Source organism: Bacteroides oleiciplenus YIT 12058, assembly GCF_000315485.1.
GTDB classification, from domain to species: Bacteria; Bacteroidota; Bacteroidia; order Bacteroidales; family Bacteroidaceae; genus Bacteroides; species Bacteroides oleiciplenus.
The window spans coordinates 481896-495359 of the sequence record NZ_JH992943.1 but is presented as its reverse complement, the minus strand read 5'-3'; the positions used below and the strand labels follow the sequence as shown (position 1 = coordinate 495359).

At 40.9% G+C, this 13464-nt stretch carries 14 protein-coding genes and 1 riboswitch; of the genes, 8 read left to right on the top strand and 6 right to left on the bottom strand.

Going from position 1 to position 13464, the window contains the following annotated elements; translation table 11 throughout:
- Window positions 1-244: 244 nt before the first annotated feature.
- The gene (locus tag HMPREF9447_RS18325) at window positions 245-520 is read right to left on the bottom strand and encodes an HU family DNA-binding protein (protein ID WP_009131262.1); all 276 of its coding nucleotides are present in this window, start codon (window positions 518-520) and stop codon (window positions 245-247) included.
- 217 nt (window positions 521-737) lie between these two features.
- Here HMPREF9447_RS18325 and mutY point away from each other — a divergent pair, with 217 nt between their 5' ends.
- The 6 genes from mutY (at window position 738) to HMPREF9447_RS18295 (ending at window position 6727) form a co-directional block, all read left to right on the top strand.
- Window positions 738-1778, top strand: a complete 1041-nt coding sequence (gene mutY, locus HMPREF9447_RS18320) for an A/G-specific adenine glycosylase (RefSeq protein ID WP_009131261.1) — start codon at window positions 738-740, stop codon at window positions 1776-1778.
- A 71-nt stretch (window positions 1779-1849) separates the two neighbouring features.
- On the top strand, window positions 1850-2311 hold the full coding sequence (locus HMPREF9447_RS18315; protein WP_009131260.1) for a single-stranded DNA-binding protein: 462 nt from the start codon (window positions 1850-1852) through the stop codon (window positions 2309-2311).
- A 23-nt stretch (window positions 2312-2334) separates the two neighbouring features.
- Window positions 2335-3681: a gliding motility-associated protein GldE gene (locus tag HMPREF9447_RS18310; RefSeq protein ID WP_009131259.1), complete on the top strand. Its 1347-nt coding sequence runs from the start codon at window positions 2335-2337 to the stop codon at window positions 3679-3681.
- Between the two features lie 6 nt (window positions 3682-3687).
- Window positions 3688-4320 carry a 4'-phosphopantetheinyl transferase family protein gene (locus HMPREF9447_RS18305; protein ID WP_009131258.1) on the top strand — a complete coding sequence of 211 codons (633 nt, stop codon included), beginning with the start codon at window positions 3688-3690 and terminating at the stop codon, window positions 4318-4320.
- Between the two features lie 19 nt (window positions 4321-4339).
- A complete protein-coding gene (locus HMPREF9447_RS18300) occupies window positions 4340-5230 on the top strand; it encodes a M23 family metallopeptidase (RefSeq protein ID WP_009131257.1) in 891 nt (296 codons plus the stop codon).
- Window positions 5231-5353: 123 nt separating this feature from the next.
- Window positions 5354-6727, top strand: coding sequence for a tryptophanase (locus HMPREF9447_RS18295; protein ID WP_009131256.1), 1374 nt, complete (start codon window positions 5354-5356; stop codon window positions 6725-6727).
- A gap of 68 nt (window positions 6728-6795) precedes the next feature.
- Here HMPREF9447_RS18295 and HMPREF9447_RS18290 read toward each other — a convergent pair whose 3' ends face one another.
- From HMPREF9447_RS18290 to HMPREF9447_RS18270, 4 genes are all read right to left on the bottom strand, one after another.
- Window positions 6796-7029 (bottom strand): (4Fe-4S)-binding protein, encoded by a 234-nt coding sequence (locus tag HMPREF9447_RS18290; protein WP_009131255.1) that lies wholly within the window; start codon window positions 7027-7029, stop codon window positions 6796-6798.
- 47 nt (window positions 7030-7076) lie between these two features.
- Complete coding sequence (locus HMPREF9447_RS18285) at window positions 7077-7379, bottom strand: GNAT family N-acetyltransferase (RefSeq protein WP_009131254.1); 303 nt, start codon at window positions 7377-7379, stop codon at window positions 7077-7079.
- 230 nt (window positions 7380-7609) lie between these two features.
- A riboswitch (cobalamin riboswitch) is annotated at window positions 7610-7815 on the bottom strand.
- Window positions 7816-7901: 86 nt separating this feature from the next.
- Window positions 7902-9686: a sensor histidine kinase gene (locus HMPREF9447_RS18275; RefSeq protein WP_009131252.1), complete on the bottom strand. Its 1785-nt coding sequence runs from the start codon at window positions 9684-9686 to the stop codon at window positions 7902-7904.
- On the bottom strand, window positions 9661-10350 hold the full coding sequence (locus HMPREF9447_RS18270) for a response regulator transcription factor (RefSeq protein WP_009131251.1): 690 nt from the start codon (window positions 10348-10350) through the stop codon (window positions 9661-9663). The genes HMPREF9447_RS18275 and HMPREF9447_RS18270 overlap by 26 nt, the downstream gene beginning before the upstream one ends.
- Before the next feature lie 437 nt (window positions 10351-10787).
- On the opposite strand from HMPREF9447_RS18270, the gene HMPREF9447_RS18265 reads away from it, so the two are divergent.
- A complete protein-coding gene (locus tag HMPREF9447_RS18265) occupies window positions 10788-11990 on the top strand; it encodes a hypothetical protein (protein WP_009131250.1) in 1203 nt (400 codons plus the stop codon).
- Between the two features lie 51 nt (window positions 11991-12041).
- Here HMPREF9447_RS18265 and HMPREF9447_RS29285 read toward each other — a convergent pair whose 3' ends face one another.
- Window positions 12042-12176 carry a hypothetical protein gene (locus HMPREF9447_RS29285; RefSeq protein WP_259300996.1) on the bottom strand — a complete coding sequence of 45 codons (135 nt, stop codon included), beginning with the start codon at window positions 12174-12176 and terminating at the stop codon, window positions 12042-12044.
- Window positions 12177-13273: 1097 nt separating this feature from the next.
- Here HMPREF9447_RS29285 and HMPREF9447_RS28825 point away from each other — a divergent pair.
- On the top strand, window positions 13274-13464 hold a 191-nt coding region (locus HMPREF9447_RS28825; protein WP_009131249.1), incomplete at its 3' end, for a peptidase associated/transthyretin-like domain-containing protein.

Here is a 13464-nt window from a genome sequence, read left to right as displayed (position 1 = left end):
TCTCCTGGTTCCTTGTCACTTTGTTAACTTCAAATTACTACTTAAACAAAGAACAAACTCGCGAGACAAATAGCTTCACAAGTTTGTTCTTTATTTCTGTCTTTCAGACTAAAAATTACTTTTTGCTTTTATGTCTGTTCTTTCTTAGTCTTTTTTTACGCTTGTGCGTAGACATTTTATGTCTTTTTTTCTTTTTTCCGCTAGGCATAGCTTCGATAATTTAATGGGTTAATACTCTTGTTTATTATTTCTTCACGGAGATGGTGAATGTTTTTGCAGGCTTAAATGCCGGAATATTATGTTCCGGAATGATGATCGTAGTATTCTTGGAGATGTTACGAGCAGTTTTCTGCGCTCTTTTCTTCACTACGAAGCTACCAAACCCGCGGAGGTAAACATTTTCATCTTTAGATAAAGATGCTTTTACTGTGTCCATGAACGCTTCAACGGTCGCAAGTACTGTTACTTTGTCAATCCCGGTGTTCTTTGTAATTTCGTTTACAATATCAGCTTTAGTCATTTTTCTTTAAAAAAAATATTATTACTATAGTTTCCTAATTTTTTGGACTGCAAATATATAGCTTTTTGCGCTCTCTAAAAAATATATTCTGGACAATTTTCCAAAAAAGTCTTCCGATTAAGTTTTGTTAGGGGGAAAAAGGGCTATTTTTGTACTTCAGGAGGGGAAAACGAGAATATTGCCCTTTTAAAGAATTTTATAAGTGCTTGTAATAGAGATGAATATATTTAGTGAGAAATTGATAGCATGGTACGCCGAAAACAAGCGTGAACTGCCTTGGAGGGATACCACAGACCCTTATACAATATGGATATCGGAAATCATTCTGCAACAGACCCGTGTGGTGCAGGGCTATGAATATTTTTTGCGTTTTATCCACCGTTTCCCCAATGTGGGGGCTTTGGCCGAAGCGTCAGAAGATGAAGTGCTGAAGTATTGGCAAGGATTGGGATATTATTCCCGTGCCCGCAATCTGCATGCGGCTGCCAAAAGCATGAACGGCACTTTTCCAGTGACTTATGAGGGTGTCCGTGCTCTGAAAGGGGTAGGTGACTACACCGCTGCGGCTATTTGTTCATCTGCTTACGGCATGCCTTATGCCGTGGTGGATGGTAATGTTTATCGTGTACTTTCGCGTTATTTCGGCATTGACACGCCCATAGATAGCACGGAAGGAAAGAAACTTTTTGCTGCTTTGGCGGAAGAGATGTTGGATAAATCCCGTCCCGCTGTGTATAATCAGGCTATTATGGATTTTGGTGCCATACAATGTACTCCGCAGTCGGCTGATTGTATGTTTTGTCCTTTGGCGGATAGCTGTTTGGCCCTGCGGAATGATCTGGTGGCAAAGCTACCCGTGAAACAGCATAAGACGAAAACAACCAACCGATATTTCAATTATATATATGTACGCATGGGCGCGTGTACCTATTTACATAAGCGGACGGGAAATGACATTTGGAAAAATCTTTTCGAACTTCCATTGATAGAAACAGATGTTCCCATATCGGAAGAGGAGTTCGGGGAATTGCCGCAGGTGCGTGCATTTTTTGCGGGCGGAGAGATGCCGGTACTGCGCCTTGTTTGCGGAAATGTGAAGCATGTGCTATCCCATAGGGTGATATATACTAATTTCTACGAAGTTGTGTTACCAGAAAATTCCACTTCTTTTTCTGCCTTCCAACGGGTGAAAACAGAGGATTTGGAGCAGTATGCAGTTTCCCGCCTGGTGCATGCATTCCTGGAGAAATATCTATAAAAGTTGCGCTTATTCTTGCATTGTGTGATTATTCTGTTTAATTTTGGCAGCAAATTCAAATAAAAAGGCTTATGTCAGTAAATAAAGTAATATTGATTGGAAATGTCGGACAAGATCCTAAAGTAACCTATTATGATGGAGGAAACTGCGTTGCTCAGCTTTCTTTAGCAACTACGGAGAAAGGATATACTTTGCAAAATGGCACACAAGTTCCTGATCGTACTGATTGGCATAATCTTGTTTTCCGGAACCGCTTGGGAGAGATTGTTGACAAATATGTGCATAAAGGTGATAAGCTTTATGTAGAAGGTAAGATTCGTACCCGTTCTTACGATGATCAAAAGGGAATTCAACGTTATATTACAGAAATATTTGTCGATAATATGGAAATGTTGTCTCCACGGGGAACTGCTGCACCGGGTGCCGCTGCTCCGCAGCAAAATATGGCTCAAGGTGTCGCTCCTGCACAACCGATAGCACAATCGCAGGCAACCCCTGCACAAGGTAATACAACGGACGATTTACCGTTCTAATTGTTTAACTAAAACCAAAATCTTTGGACCCAGACGCTTATTCATGCCAGTTGGCAGAAGTTTTTAATGGTATATCCGTACATACCCCTACTATTTCGGCAATTATCGCCATTGTGTTGGCAGGCTTGCTGTTGCTTGTTTCCGGCTTTGCCTCAGCTTCAGAAATAGCCTTTTTCTCTCTTTCTCCGTCAGATTTGAATGCTATTGACGAGAAGAAGCACCCCTCGGATGAAAAAATCCGTAAACTTCTGGATGATACAGAACGCCTGTTGGCGACCATTTTGATAACAAACAATTTTGTGAATGTAACCATTATCATGCTCTGCAATTTCTTTTTTATGAGTGTGTTTGAGTTTCATTCCCCTATTGCGGAGTTTTTGATACTGACTGTTATCTTGACCTTCCTTTTGCTTCTTTTCGGTGAGATCATGCCGAAGATTTATTCGGCACAGAAGACGCTGGCATTCTGCCGTTTCGCGGCTAAAGGCATTTGGATGTTCCGTTCCCTTTTCTATCCGCTGGCTTCCGTGCTGGTGCGTTCCACTTCTTTTCTGAATAAGCACTTCGCCCGTAAGAATCATAATATTTCAGTAGATGAACTTTCGCATGCTTTGGAATTGACTGATAAAGCGGAGCTGAAGGAAGAAAACAATATTCTGGAAGGTATTATCCGGTTCGGTGGTGAAACGGCGAAGGAGGTGATGACTTCCCGCCTGGATGTGGTGGATCTGGATATTCGCACGCCATTCAAGGATGTGCTGAAATGTATTATTGAGAATGCCTATTCCCGTATTCCCATTTATTCTGAGAATAGAGATAATATTAAAGGTATCTTATATATCAAGGACTTGCTTCCTCATCTGAACAAGGGTGAGTTTCGTTGGCAGTCATTGATACGCCCTGCCTATTTTGTGCCGGAAACGAAGATGATTGATGACTTGTTGCGTGACTTTCAGGCCAATAAAATTCATATTGCTATTGTTGTTGATGAATTTGGCGGTACGTCGGGTATTGTGACAATGGAAGATATCATCGAGGAAATTGTGGGTGAGATTCATGACGAATATGACGATGAAGAACGTACGTATGCGGTTCTCAATGAGTGTACGTGGGTGTTTGAAGCTAAGACACAGTTGACTGACTTCTATAAAATAACGAAGATAGACGAGGATGTTTTTGATGAAGTGGCGGGCGATGCTGATACACTTGCGGGATTGTTGCTGGAACTGAAAGGGGAATTCCCTGCTCTGCATGAAAAGGTGACTTACAGTCACTATGAATTTGAAGTGCTGGAGATGGACAACCGTCGTATTCTTAAAGTCAAATTCACTATCCAGCCACTCCCGGCAGACTCCGATAAGAAGGATTGATTGAATATGTCTCTTTTCATACAACATATAGAACCATCGTATAAGTGGGGTGTCTGGAAGATGGACGAGACGCTGGACGAGCTATTGGATATGCTTCCGCAACAAGAAACATATCGGCAAGGTATGCAGTGCTTCTCTGCGGAACATCGTCGTTTGGAGTGGTTGTCGGTCCGCGTATTGCTGTTCACTTTGTTAGGAGAAGAGAAAGAAATCGCTTATCGTCCCAGTGGTAAGCCTTATCTGGCAGATAATACTGCTTCTATCAGCATTTCCCATACCCGTGGTTATGTATCGGTCATTATCGGCGAGCCCGGCAAGGAAGTTGGGATTGATATAGAGCAATACGGTGAACGGGTGCACAAAGTGGCACATAAGTATATGCGTACCGATGAAATTGTTTCTTCTTATCAGGGGACGGATACTTGGTCTTTATTGCTCCACTGGTCAGCTAAAGAAGTCATGTTTAAATGTATGAATACACCGGAAGTGGATTTTCGGGAACATCTGCATATCTTTCCGTTCACGGTCTCTGAGAAAGGAGACTTCTCTGCCGAAGAGTACCGTACACCGGAACAGCGGAAGTTTCACATCCATTATATATTGCATCAAGACTTTGTATTGACTTGGCAGACTGATTAATCTTAAACAATATAATACCATGAAACTACGACATAATCTCTTTCTTTTCCTTATGTTACCTGTACTGGCCGCTGCCCAGTCGGACAGAGTTGTTAAGGTCTCTTATGAACGTTCTTCCAAAGGTGAAGTAACTTTCTATGCTGAAACTGATTCTCATACGCCCTATACGGTCTCTTTGAGTTTCTCGAGGTTGACTAATACTACTTATCCTGAAGGAACTGTTCATGAAGCTCTTGCGCATTTTGGTAAAACTCGTCTTTTAACTTTGCGTCCTGCTGTTGAAAATGCTTCTATTGGCTTTTCATATCGTTATACCTATAGAAAGGGAAATTATCGTTTGAAAGCAGATACCAACTTCATATATCTTTTTCCGCTGGCAGAAGGCAAAACAGTGCGTGTGAACCGTATGATTGCTTTGGATAATTTTCTTGGGAAGGAAGGACAGAAACGTGTGACAGGACTTGGCTTTCGTACGACTGTAGGCGATACCATTTTTGCCGCCCGTGGCGGAGAAGTGACGGAAGTCAACGATAATTCTGCTTCTACGTCTGAAAGTACTGCTTTTCAGGCAACAGAGAATTATGTGGAGGTGTTTCATAAGGATGGAACTTTTGCTCGTTATAAGTTATTCCAAGATGGAGGGATTTTTGTTTCTCCGGGCGAAGATGTTATTCCCGGGCAACCTCTCGGCATTATTGGTGGAGAGAATTATGAGCAGGGTTCTCATCTGCGTTTCAATGTTTATTGTCCTGATCTGAAAGACTATTCATATATACCAGACTTCTATCTCTCTTCCGAAAAGACCGGTAAACCTGAAGTGCGTGAAATTTATGTATCAGAACATCCGGTTCCCCTCATTATGCAAGAGATGAGTAAGAAGGCGAAGAAGAAATTCTTATCAAAAGAGTGATTTTTTTGACAGAAAGACATAAAATATCTTGGAGAATTCTGTATTAATGTGTATATTCGACCCGTATAAGAACTTATACGGGTCTTTTTGTTAACTAAATGTCAAAAATGATAAGTAAACACTATGGAATTACCCTTTGCAGAGTCATGGAAAATTAAAATGGTGGAACCCATTCGGAAGAGTACCCGCCAGGAACGTGAACAATGGCTGAAAGAAGCTCATTACAATGTGTTCCAGCTTAAATCCGAACAAGTATATATCGATTTGATAACCGACTCCGGCACAGGAGCAATGAGCGACCGCCAATGGGCAGCAATGATGCTGGGCGATGAAAGTTATGCCGGAGCTTCCTCTTTCTTTAAACTGAAAGAAGTAATCACTCGCCTGACCGGTTTCGAATATGTCATTCCCACACATCAGGGACGTGCTGCCGAGAATGTTCTTTTCTCTTATCTGGTGCACGAGGGCGACATCGTTCCCGGTAACTCTCACTTTGATACCACCAAGGGGCACATCGAAGGCCGGAAAGCGGTTGCCTTGGATTGTACCATTGATGAAGCGAAGAATACTCAGTTGGAAATACCCTTTAAAGGAAATGTAGACCCTGTCAAACTGGAGAAGGCATTGCAGGAATATGGTGACAGGATCCCATTTATCATTGTTACTATTACGAACAATACCGCGGGCGGGCAACCTGTATCTATGCAAAATCTTCGTGAAGTCCGTGTTCTTGCTGATAGATACAATAAACCTGTGTTGTTTGACTCCGCTCGTTTTGCTGAAAATGCTTACTTCATTAAGATGCGTGAGGAAGGATATGCAGAGAAGACGATAAAGGAGATTACAAAAGAAATGTTTGACTTGGCTGACGGTATGACAATGAGTGCCAAGAAAGATGGTATCGTCAATATGGGAGGTTTCATTGCTACACGGAAAGAAGATTGGTATGAAGGTGCCAAAGGTTTTTGTGTGCAGTATGAAGGTTATCTCACTTATGGTGGTATGAATGGTCGTGATATGAGCGCACTTGCTGTAGGACTGGATGAAAATACGGAATTCGATAATCTGGAAACTCGTATCCGTCAGGTGGAGTATCTGGCGAAGAAACTGGACGAATATGGTATCCCTTATCAGCGTCCTGCAGGCGGACATGCTATCTTTGTAGATGCAACGAGAGTATTAACGCATGTTCCGAAGAATGAATTTCCGGCACAGACGTTGACTGTTGAACTATATCTTGAAGCTGGTATCAGAGGATGTGAAATTGGCTACATTCTGGCCGATCGTGATCCCGTGACCCGTGAGAATCGTTTTAACGGACTGGATTTACTGCGTCTTGCCATTCCTCGCCGTGTTTATACGGATAACCACATGGCGGTGATAGCTGTTGCATTGAAGAATGTCTTCGACCGCCGCGAGAGTATTACCCATGGAGTTCGTATTGTTTGGGAGGCTCCTTTGATGCGTCATTTCACCGTACAACTGGAACGCACTTAACTCTTTCTTTTTCATAATAAAAAAGTGAGGCTGCCGGATTCAATTTCAAACTGGCAGCCTCATTACTTTTATTTATCTTCTTCTTTTTCGTTATTCATTCTGTAGCTTAAAGCTCCGGACGGACATTTCTTGATTTGTGCAATCAATTCTTCTGTCGTTGCATTTTCAATCGTTATCCAGGGTTTTTCTTTCGGATGATATACATTGGGAAGTGTCTTGGTACAAATGCCTGCATGTTGGCATAGTCCGGGTTGCCAAATGATGGTCAACTCACCGTTTGTATATTCTTTCTTTATATTCATAATCATTCATTATTACTGTAACCACTCTTTATTTCTCAATTCTCAATTTACCCAATGTGTACTCCTCTTAATACAATTCTTTTCCATTCCGGATTTTTATGAATGTATCCGGCCACAAAGGGACATAGCGGAACCAATCGGAGTCCTTGCTTCTCGATGTCTTTTAATGCTTTTTCTACTAACTGGCTACCGATGCCTTTGCCGCCTAACTGAGGGGGTACTTCGGTATGTGTCAGATAGATTTCTCCGTTTTTTGATTTGATATACTCTATTTTGGGAGTATATTTTTCGACATGGAATTCGTATTGATGACGTTCTTCATTGTCGATAAGTTCATATTCTTTTTCCATAACTGTACGTATTAATTGTTTACTGTATGTATAACACGCGGACTATGGAATTTGTTTTTGGGAAAATACTGAAAAAGAATGTCCGGACGAAATCCCTTCGGCCGGACATCATTCAAATAAACTTGGCAGAGTTTATTGTTGCTTTACTTTCTCTGAAACAGGGTGGATGAATAAAATGATGGGACGACTTGCCCGGTTCATTAGACTCAACGCTTTTTCCTCGAAAGCAATGATAAAAACAGTGCATGGCAGGTCTTCTGACTTGTTTCTGTTGGCAGACGCCTTCCCGGAAGCATGCTTCCAGTGGCTATTGGTTGTTTTGCCTGCAACATATCATGAAACTTACAGCAGCGGGACTGTTTAGGACTTTCACCTAATTCCCTTTTAATTGCCGTCTCCGAACAAAGATGGCAAACCAATGCATCGCAAAGATAGCGAAAAAAGTGATTAGTGGTTAGTGATTAGTGATTAATTTTTCAATCCTCTCGCACTAATCACTTATCACTAACCACTAACCGCTAATTACTTTTCTTTTGCCAGAGTGAATACGAATTCCAATCCGCCACCCTGATTATTTTTGGCTGAGATGGTGCCGCCGTGGATGATAACTGAGTTTTTGACTATGGCTAGTCCAAGTCCTGTACCGCCCAATTTGCGCGAACGCCCTTTGTCTACACGGTAGAAGCGCTCGAACAGACGGTTCAGATGTTCCTGCGAAACACCTACACCGGTATCGGCAAAGCTGAAATAATAGAATTTCTCGTCTTCACGGAAACAACTGATGTTGATGTGTATATCCATACCTGCATAAGCGATGGCATTATCCATCAGGTTGCGGAAAATGGAATATAGCAGAGAGTAATTTCCGCGTATCTGTATTTTCGGCTTTAAAGAGTTGACTACAGTGATGTGTTTCTCTTCCAGTTCTAATGACACCTCATTTACGATGCTGCCTACCAGCATGCTGATATCCACTTTCTCCATATCAATCATGTTGGCAGCTTCATCCATACGTGTTAATACGGAAATATCACGCAACAGCCGGCTCAGGCGGTTACTTTGTGCGTAGCATCTCTCCAGGAAAGTCTGCATCTTTTCACGGGAAATATTCTCGTTGTTGACGATGGTTTCCAAGTATCCCTGTATGCTGCTGACCGGTGTCTTCAGTTCGTGCGCTATGTTCTGCGTCAACTGCCGTTTCAGTCGGATTTGCTCTTCCTCCTGAGTGACGTCATTAATAGAGATTTCAAAACTCAAATCCTGAAATATGATGCATTCTACGATAAACATGCGCCCGTTCTTATTGATGTTGATGGACATACGTTTCTCTTCCTTGCCCGGACGCTTGGGGGATTTATTGATGAAATCCGTAACCTTCTGGAATTCACTGATGGAGAATATCTCCTCTGTAGTTTGCAGGTTGGAGTCCGAAATCAGGTTGCTGTACTGTGTGAACAGATTGTTAACTAATATCTCCTTCTTATCCTTATTGAATACACCCAGTCCTTCGTGGGAGGTTTGCAGGTGGGTAATCAACTTTTCACGTTCAATATATAGCGCTTCCTTGGTTTCACGCAGGCGCTTGTATATCTGGATGATGTGCTGAGAGATTTCTCCCAATTCGTTATGGGGGAAAGCGGATTGCATATCTGTCTCTACAGGTTCGTTCTTGTCGGCACGTTTGGCGAACTCGCGCAATTGGGTGATAGCAGTTCCCAACTTGGAGGTGAACTTGTAGAAAATGAATATTAATAACAGCGACACGATGGCGGTAAACCAGATGTAATGCTGGTCGGCTGCCAGATGTCTTATCAGGTTGAGGTCGTAGGGTAGGGCAGAGCGTATGATGTAATCCTCATAAAGTGTGGCGGAATAGAAGTAGGGCACTCCTGTAGTCTCCGAAGTGCGGCGCACGTCATATCCTTTTCCTTCTGTCAGCGCCTTTTGCACTTCCGGACGGCCAATGTGATTGCCCAGCTTCTGGCTCTCATAGCTATCGAACAAGACATCTCCATGTACATTCACTATGGTGACGCGCAAATCTTGGGTGATATATTTTTGCAAATATTGCTCAAGTACTTCGCTCCACAAGCTGTCCGGAGTATGGGACAGTTCCTGATGCAATCGTTCGTTATAGTCCTGTAGCTGTATATCCAGCAAGTCTACTTTATATTCTTTTTCGCGTTGATACTGATAGGCTAGAAAGCATCCGGCAAATACCAGAAACAGCGAAATGACCGAAAGAAACAACTTCCGGCTGAACGACAGGAAATGCGGGGTATTATTCAGCTTCGAAGCAGTATCCATATCCTAAGCGGGTTACGATGCATTTTCCATAAATACCTATTTTCTTACGCAGGCGGGTGATGTTGACATCAATCGTGCGGTCCAACACATAGACTTCATCGCTCCAGATGCGTGCCAGTATATCCTCTCGCGAGAATACACGTCCCTTGTTCTGGAGGAGCAGGAGTAATATCTCAAATTCCTTTTTTGTGAGTGGGGCTTCTTCGCCGTCAATGCTTACTTTCTTCTTGGTGATATCAATCGTCAGTGATTGGTAGGTGATTTGTTCCGGTTCACGTTCCGTTTCCCCTTGCTGCGTGCGGCGCAATACGGCTTTGACACGGGCAATGACTTCGCGTAGCGAGAAGGGTTTGGAAATATAATCGTCCGCACCCAGATTGAATCCCGTTACAGTATCATTTTCCGTATCTTTGGCTGTGATGAAAATAATAGGGACTTGGGCGGTCTTCTTGTCTTTTTTCAGCAAACTGGCCATTTTGAATCCGGATATTTCTCCCATCATCACATCCAGTAGCAGAAGGTTATAACTACTGATATTCATTTTCAGTGCTTCTTCGGCGGAGTTAGCCGTATCCACCTCATACCCTTCATTCTCAAGGTTGAATTTCAGGATTTCGCAAAGGTCCTCTTCGTCGTCTACAACTAAAATACGGTAATCGTTCATTGCTCTTTCATTTAAAATGAGGTATTCAAAACAAATTCTCCTACCACAAAGTTATACTTTATTTCTTTTCGCCGACAAAGATGGGGCGATTTTGTTACGGGAAAGTGAAACACGTGTTACAAATTGGTTACATTTTAGTATGTACTGAAGGTAATCCGGTTTGCATCAAGTCCATACTAACTCCGTATCAACTCCGTGCCAACTCCATGTCAGGTCCGTATCACCTCCGTACCAGGTCCGTATTAATTCCGTATTAGGTTCATATCAGGTTTAAGCGTATAGATACGGAGATGGTACGGAGGTGATACGGACCTGACATGGAGTTGGTAATGTTTTGGCACGGTTTTGGTAAGGTGAAGAACTTGTAAACTATTACTTTTGCATCCCAGTTTTTCAGTTTTTATACTTACCTTTGTCTTACTATAAATAATATTGTTATGAAAGAGTTGACTAATATAAATTTTCGGCGATATAAATGGCGTTTACCCGCTCTGATAGCTTTATTGGTGATTGTTGTGGCAGGTTCCTTTTGGCTGAATACGGCTCCGTTCCGTTCCGGGTTTGAGATAACGGATGAGTTGGGAGGCAATATCTTTCCTTCCAGTATCCTTTCTGTTGCAACAACGGATGCACAAGTCATTGTTCCGGCTGATTCTTTGTATGTGGGTAACTCTAAATCCTGTATTTCTATTCGGATTCGTTCGGGAAAGGCGTATAGCAGGGTACGTATTGAAGTTGCCGAGACTCCATTCTTTTCCCGTTCCGTATCCGAGTTCGTGCTGGCAAAACCGCGGACAGAATATACTATATACCCCGATATTATATGGAATTATGAGGCGCTGAAGAATAATAATCAGGCAGAACCGGTCAGTGTGGCCATCAAAGCAGAAATGAATGATAAGGACTTGGGGCAAAGGGTGCGTACATTTTCTGTCCGCAGCATTAATGAATGCTTGTTGGGGTATGTCACGAACGGGACAAAGTTTCATGATACGGGAATCTTCTTTGCAGCGTATGTTAATGAGGAAAATCCGATGATTGATAAATTGTTGCGTGAGGCGCTCAATACGCGTATTGTCAATCGCTTCTTGGGCTATCAGGGAGGCAATGCCGAAGGTGTGGACAAGCAAGTATATGCTTTATGGAATATTCTTCAAAAGCGTAACTTCCGTTACAGTTCTGTTTCCAATACCAGTTTGTCCAGCAATGTAGTCTTTTCGCAGCGTGTCCGCACGTTTGATGATGCATTGGAATCTTCGCAAATAAACTGTGTGGACGGAAGCGTATTGTTTGCTTCCTTGCTTCGCGCCATTAATATAGAACCGATACTGGTGCGTACACCGGGGCATATGTTTGTAGGCTATTATACCGATTCGGGTCGTAAGAGTATGAATTTCCTGGAAACTACTATGATTGGTGATGTGGATCTGGATGACTTCTTTCCGGATGAAAAACTGGATTCAACGATGGTAGGTAAGTCACAGAACCAGATGTCGCGTCTCACATTTGATAAGTCTAAGCAATATGCTAATAATAAGTATGAGCAGAATAAAGAAGGCATTCATTCCGGCAAATTGAACTATATGTTTCTGGAGATTTCTAAGGATGTGAGGAGGAAGATTCAACCGATAGGAAAGTAGAAGAAAGAAAAGTGGATAATATATTCTCAATATCTTTCAGGTTGATATCCATCACATGGATGCTACTAATGTGCTACCAATCGATGTATCTACCAAAAAGTTGTCATTGATGTTCGTCATAGTGTCTGTACCTGTACCCTTTACTAATGCGCTGACGATGATGAATGGTTCACCTGTTGCGTCCATAACTTTACTGGTGATTTCTTTATATTGCTGAGTACTTTGGGAACTCAAAGTATGCTATGTGCTATTAATCAAATAATTAAATATAAAATATAGAACTATTCTATTAGTAGCAATATTTATATGGTTAATCACTGATAATCAAACAGATAAACTGAGATGTGAGTTCATTTAACTAAAGAGTTAGCACCTGTTTAGAGAAACTGTTTTATTTATAAGAACTTGGTACTTGTATGATAAAGTATGCTTTAGTAATTTTTGTGTGCTACTAATATGGGGATGACCTATATTTATTATAAGTTTCTATGAGGATATATTTAATATGTATCTGATTTTAATTCTGAATTTACACTATCCATGTAATAAATCTAAAACTAAAAAATAGAGGTAGGAAGTAACTCCGTGGTATCTTTATAGTCCGACTAATAATATATCATCTACTTGCCTTGTGTCAATGTTCAACAAGCAGGGTAATATGTTGAAGGATTGTTGATAATGTGTGTTGTCTCATTTCATCTAATTCATAAAATGCTATATCTATCTTTTTTTTATCTTATTAGTATAGCTATTTGATAAAATTTGGATATTACCTAATGGTGGATGATTGCATTTTATTCAAATTTATGTATCTTAAAATATTGTGATTATGTTAATAAGCTTTGTTTTTCTATTCTACTTTTATTAATAGTTCAATATTAAAATTAAGTTCTAAGGTTAAGTCTTTCAATTATTTAATTCTTTAATTTCTAAATTCTTATTGCAATGCCTTATACTATTATTTTAAATAAGATGTATATAATATAAAAGATGTTTCATGTTTGTTATTGCCATAAAGCTGATTAAAAACATAATAGCGTGTTATTTTGTTTGATAATTGAGGGATTACGCTTCTAAATGATTACTTCTACTTTAAAAAATTTATAATTGTGATTATTTTATTATCGATTATTTAAATCGCTTTATTGTTAAATATATATTTCATGTTTGCTAAAGTATAAAAGCAAATCAATTAATATTTATTTAGGTATTTTTAATCACGAATATGCAATGTTTTCTAAAATTATTTATATGTTTGCAAATAAATCCAAATTATAGAGCTTATGAAAAGAAATGATTGCTTATCATTAGTATTGCTTGTATTGTTTGGGATGTCTTCTCCGAATTTGGTCAAAGCTGCCGATGGAGAAAACACGCCAAGTTCCCAAAGTACTCAACAAGCAAAGAAAATCACGGGTAAAGTTGTAGACGCGACAGGTGAACCGATCATTGGGGCTAGTGTGTTAGTGAAAGG

Coding starts and splice junctions, on each gene's coding strand:
- HMPREF9447_RS18305 (WP_009131258.1), top strand. CDS start 3,688: ATGTCTCTTTTCATACAACATATAGAACCATCGTATAAGTGGGGTGTC.
- mutY (WP_009131261.1), top strand. CDS start 738: ATGAATATATTTAGTGAGAAATTGATAGCATGGTACGCCGAAAACAAG.
- HMPREF9447_RS18295 (WP_009131256.1), top strand. CDS start 5,354: ATGGAATTACCCTTTGCAGAGTCATGGAAAATTAAAATGGTGGAACCC.
- HMPREF9447_RS18325 (WP_009131262.1), bottom strand. CDS start 520: ATGACTAAAGCTGATATTGTAAACGAAATTACAAAGAACACCGGGATT.
- HMPREF9447_RS18315 (WP_009131260.1), top strand. CDS start 1,850: ATGTCAGTAAATAAAGTAATATTGATTGGAAATGTCGGACAAGATCCT.
- HMPREF9447_RS18290 (WP_009131255.1), bottom strand. CDS start 7,029: ATGAATATAAAGAAAGAATATACAAACGGTGAGTTGACCATCATTTGG.
- HMPREF9447_RS29285 (WP_259300996.1), bottom strand. CDS start 12,176: ATGGACGCAACAGGTGAACCATTCATCATCGTCAGCGCATTAGTAAAG.
- HMPREF9447_RS18285 (WP_009131254.1), bottom strand. CDS start 7,379: ATGGAAAAAGAATATGAACTTATCGACAATGAAGAACGTCATCAATAC.
- HMPREF9447_RS18265 (WP_009131250.1), top strand. CDS start 10,788: ATGAAAGAGTTGACTAATATAAATTTTCGGCGATATAAATGGCGTTTA.
- HMPREF9447_RS18300 (WP_009131257.1), top strand. CDS start 4,340: ATGAAACTACGACATAATCTCTTTCTTTTCCTTATGTTACCTGTACTG.
- HMPREF9447_RS18275 (WP_009131252.1), bottom strand. CDS start 9,686: ATGGATACTGCTTCGAAGCTGAATAATACCCCGCATTTCCTGTCGTTC.
- HMPREF9447_RS18270 (WP_009131251.1), bottom strand. CDS start 10,350: ATGAACGATTACCGTATTTTAGTTGTAGACGACGAAGAGGACCTTTGC.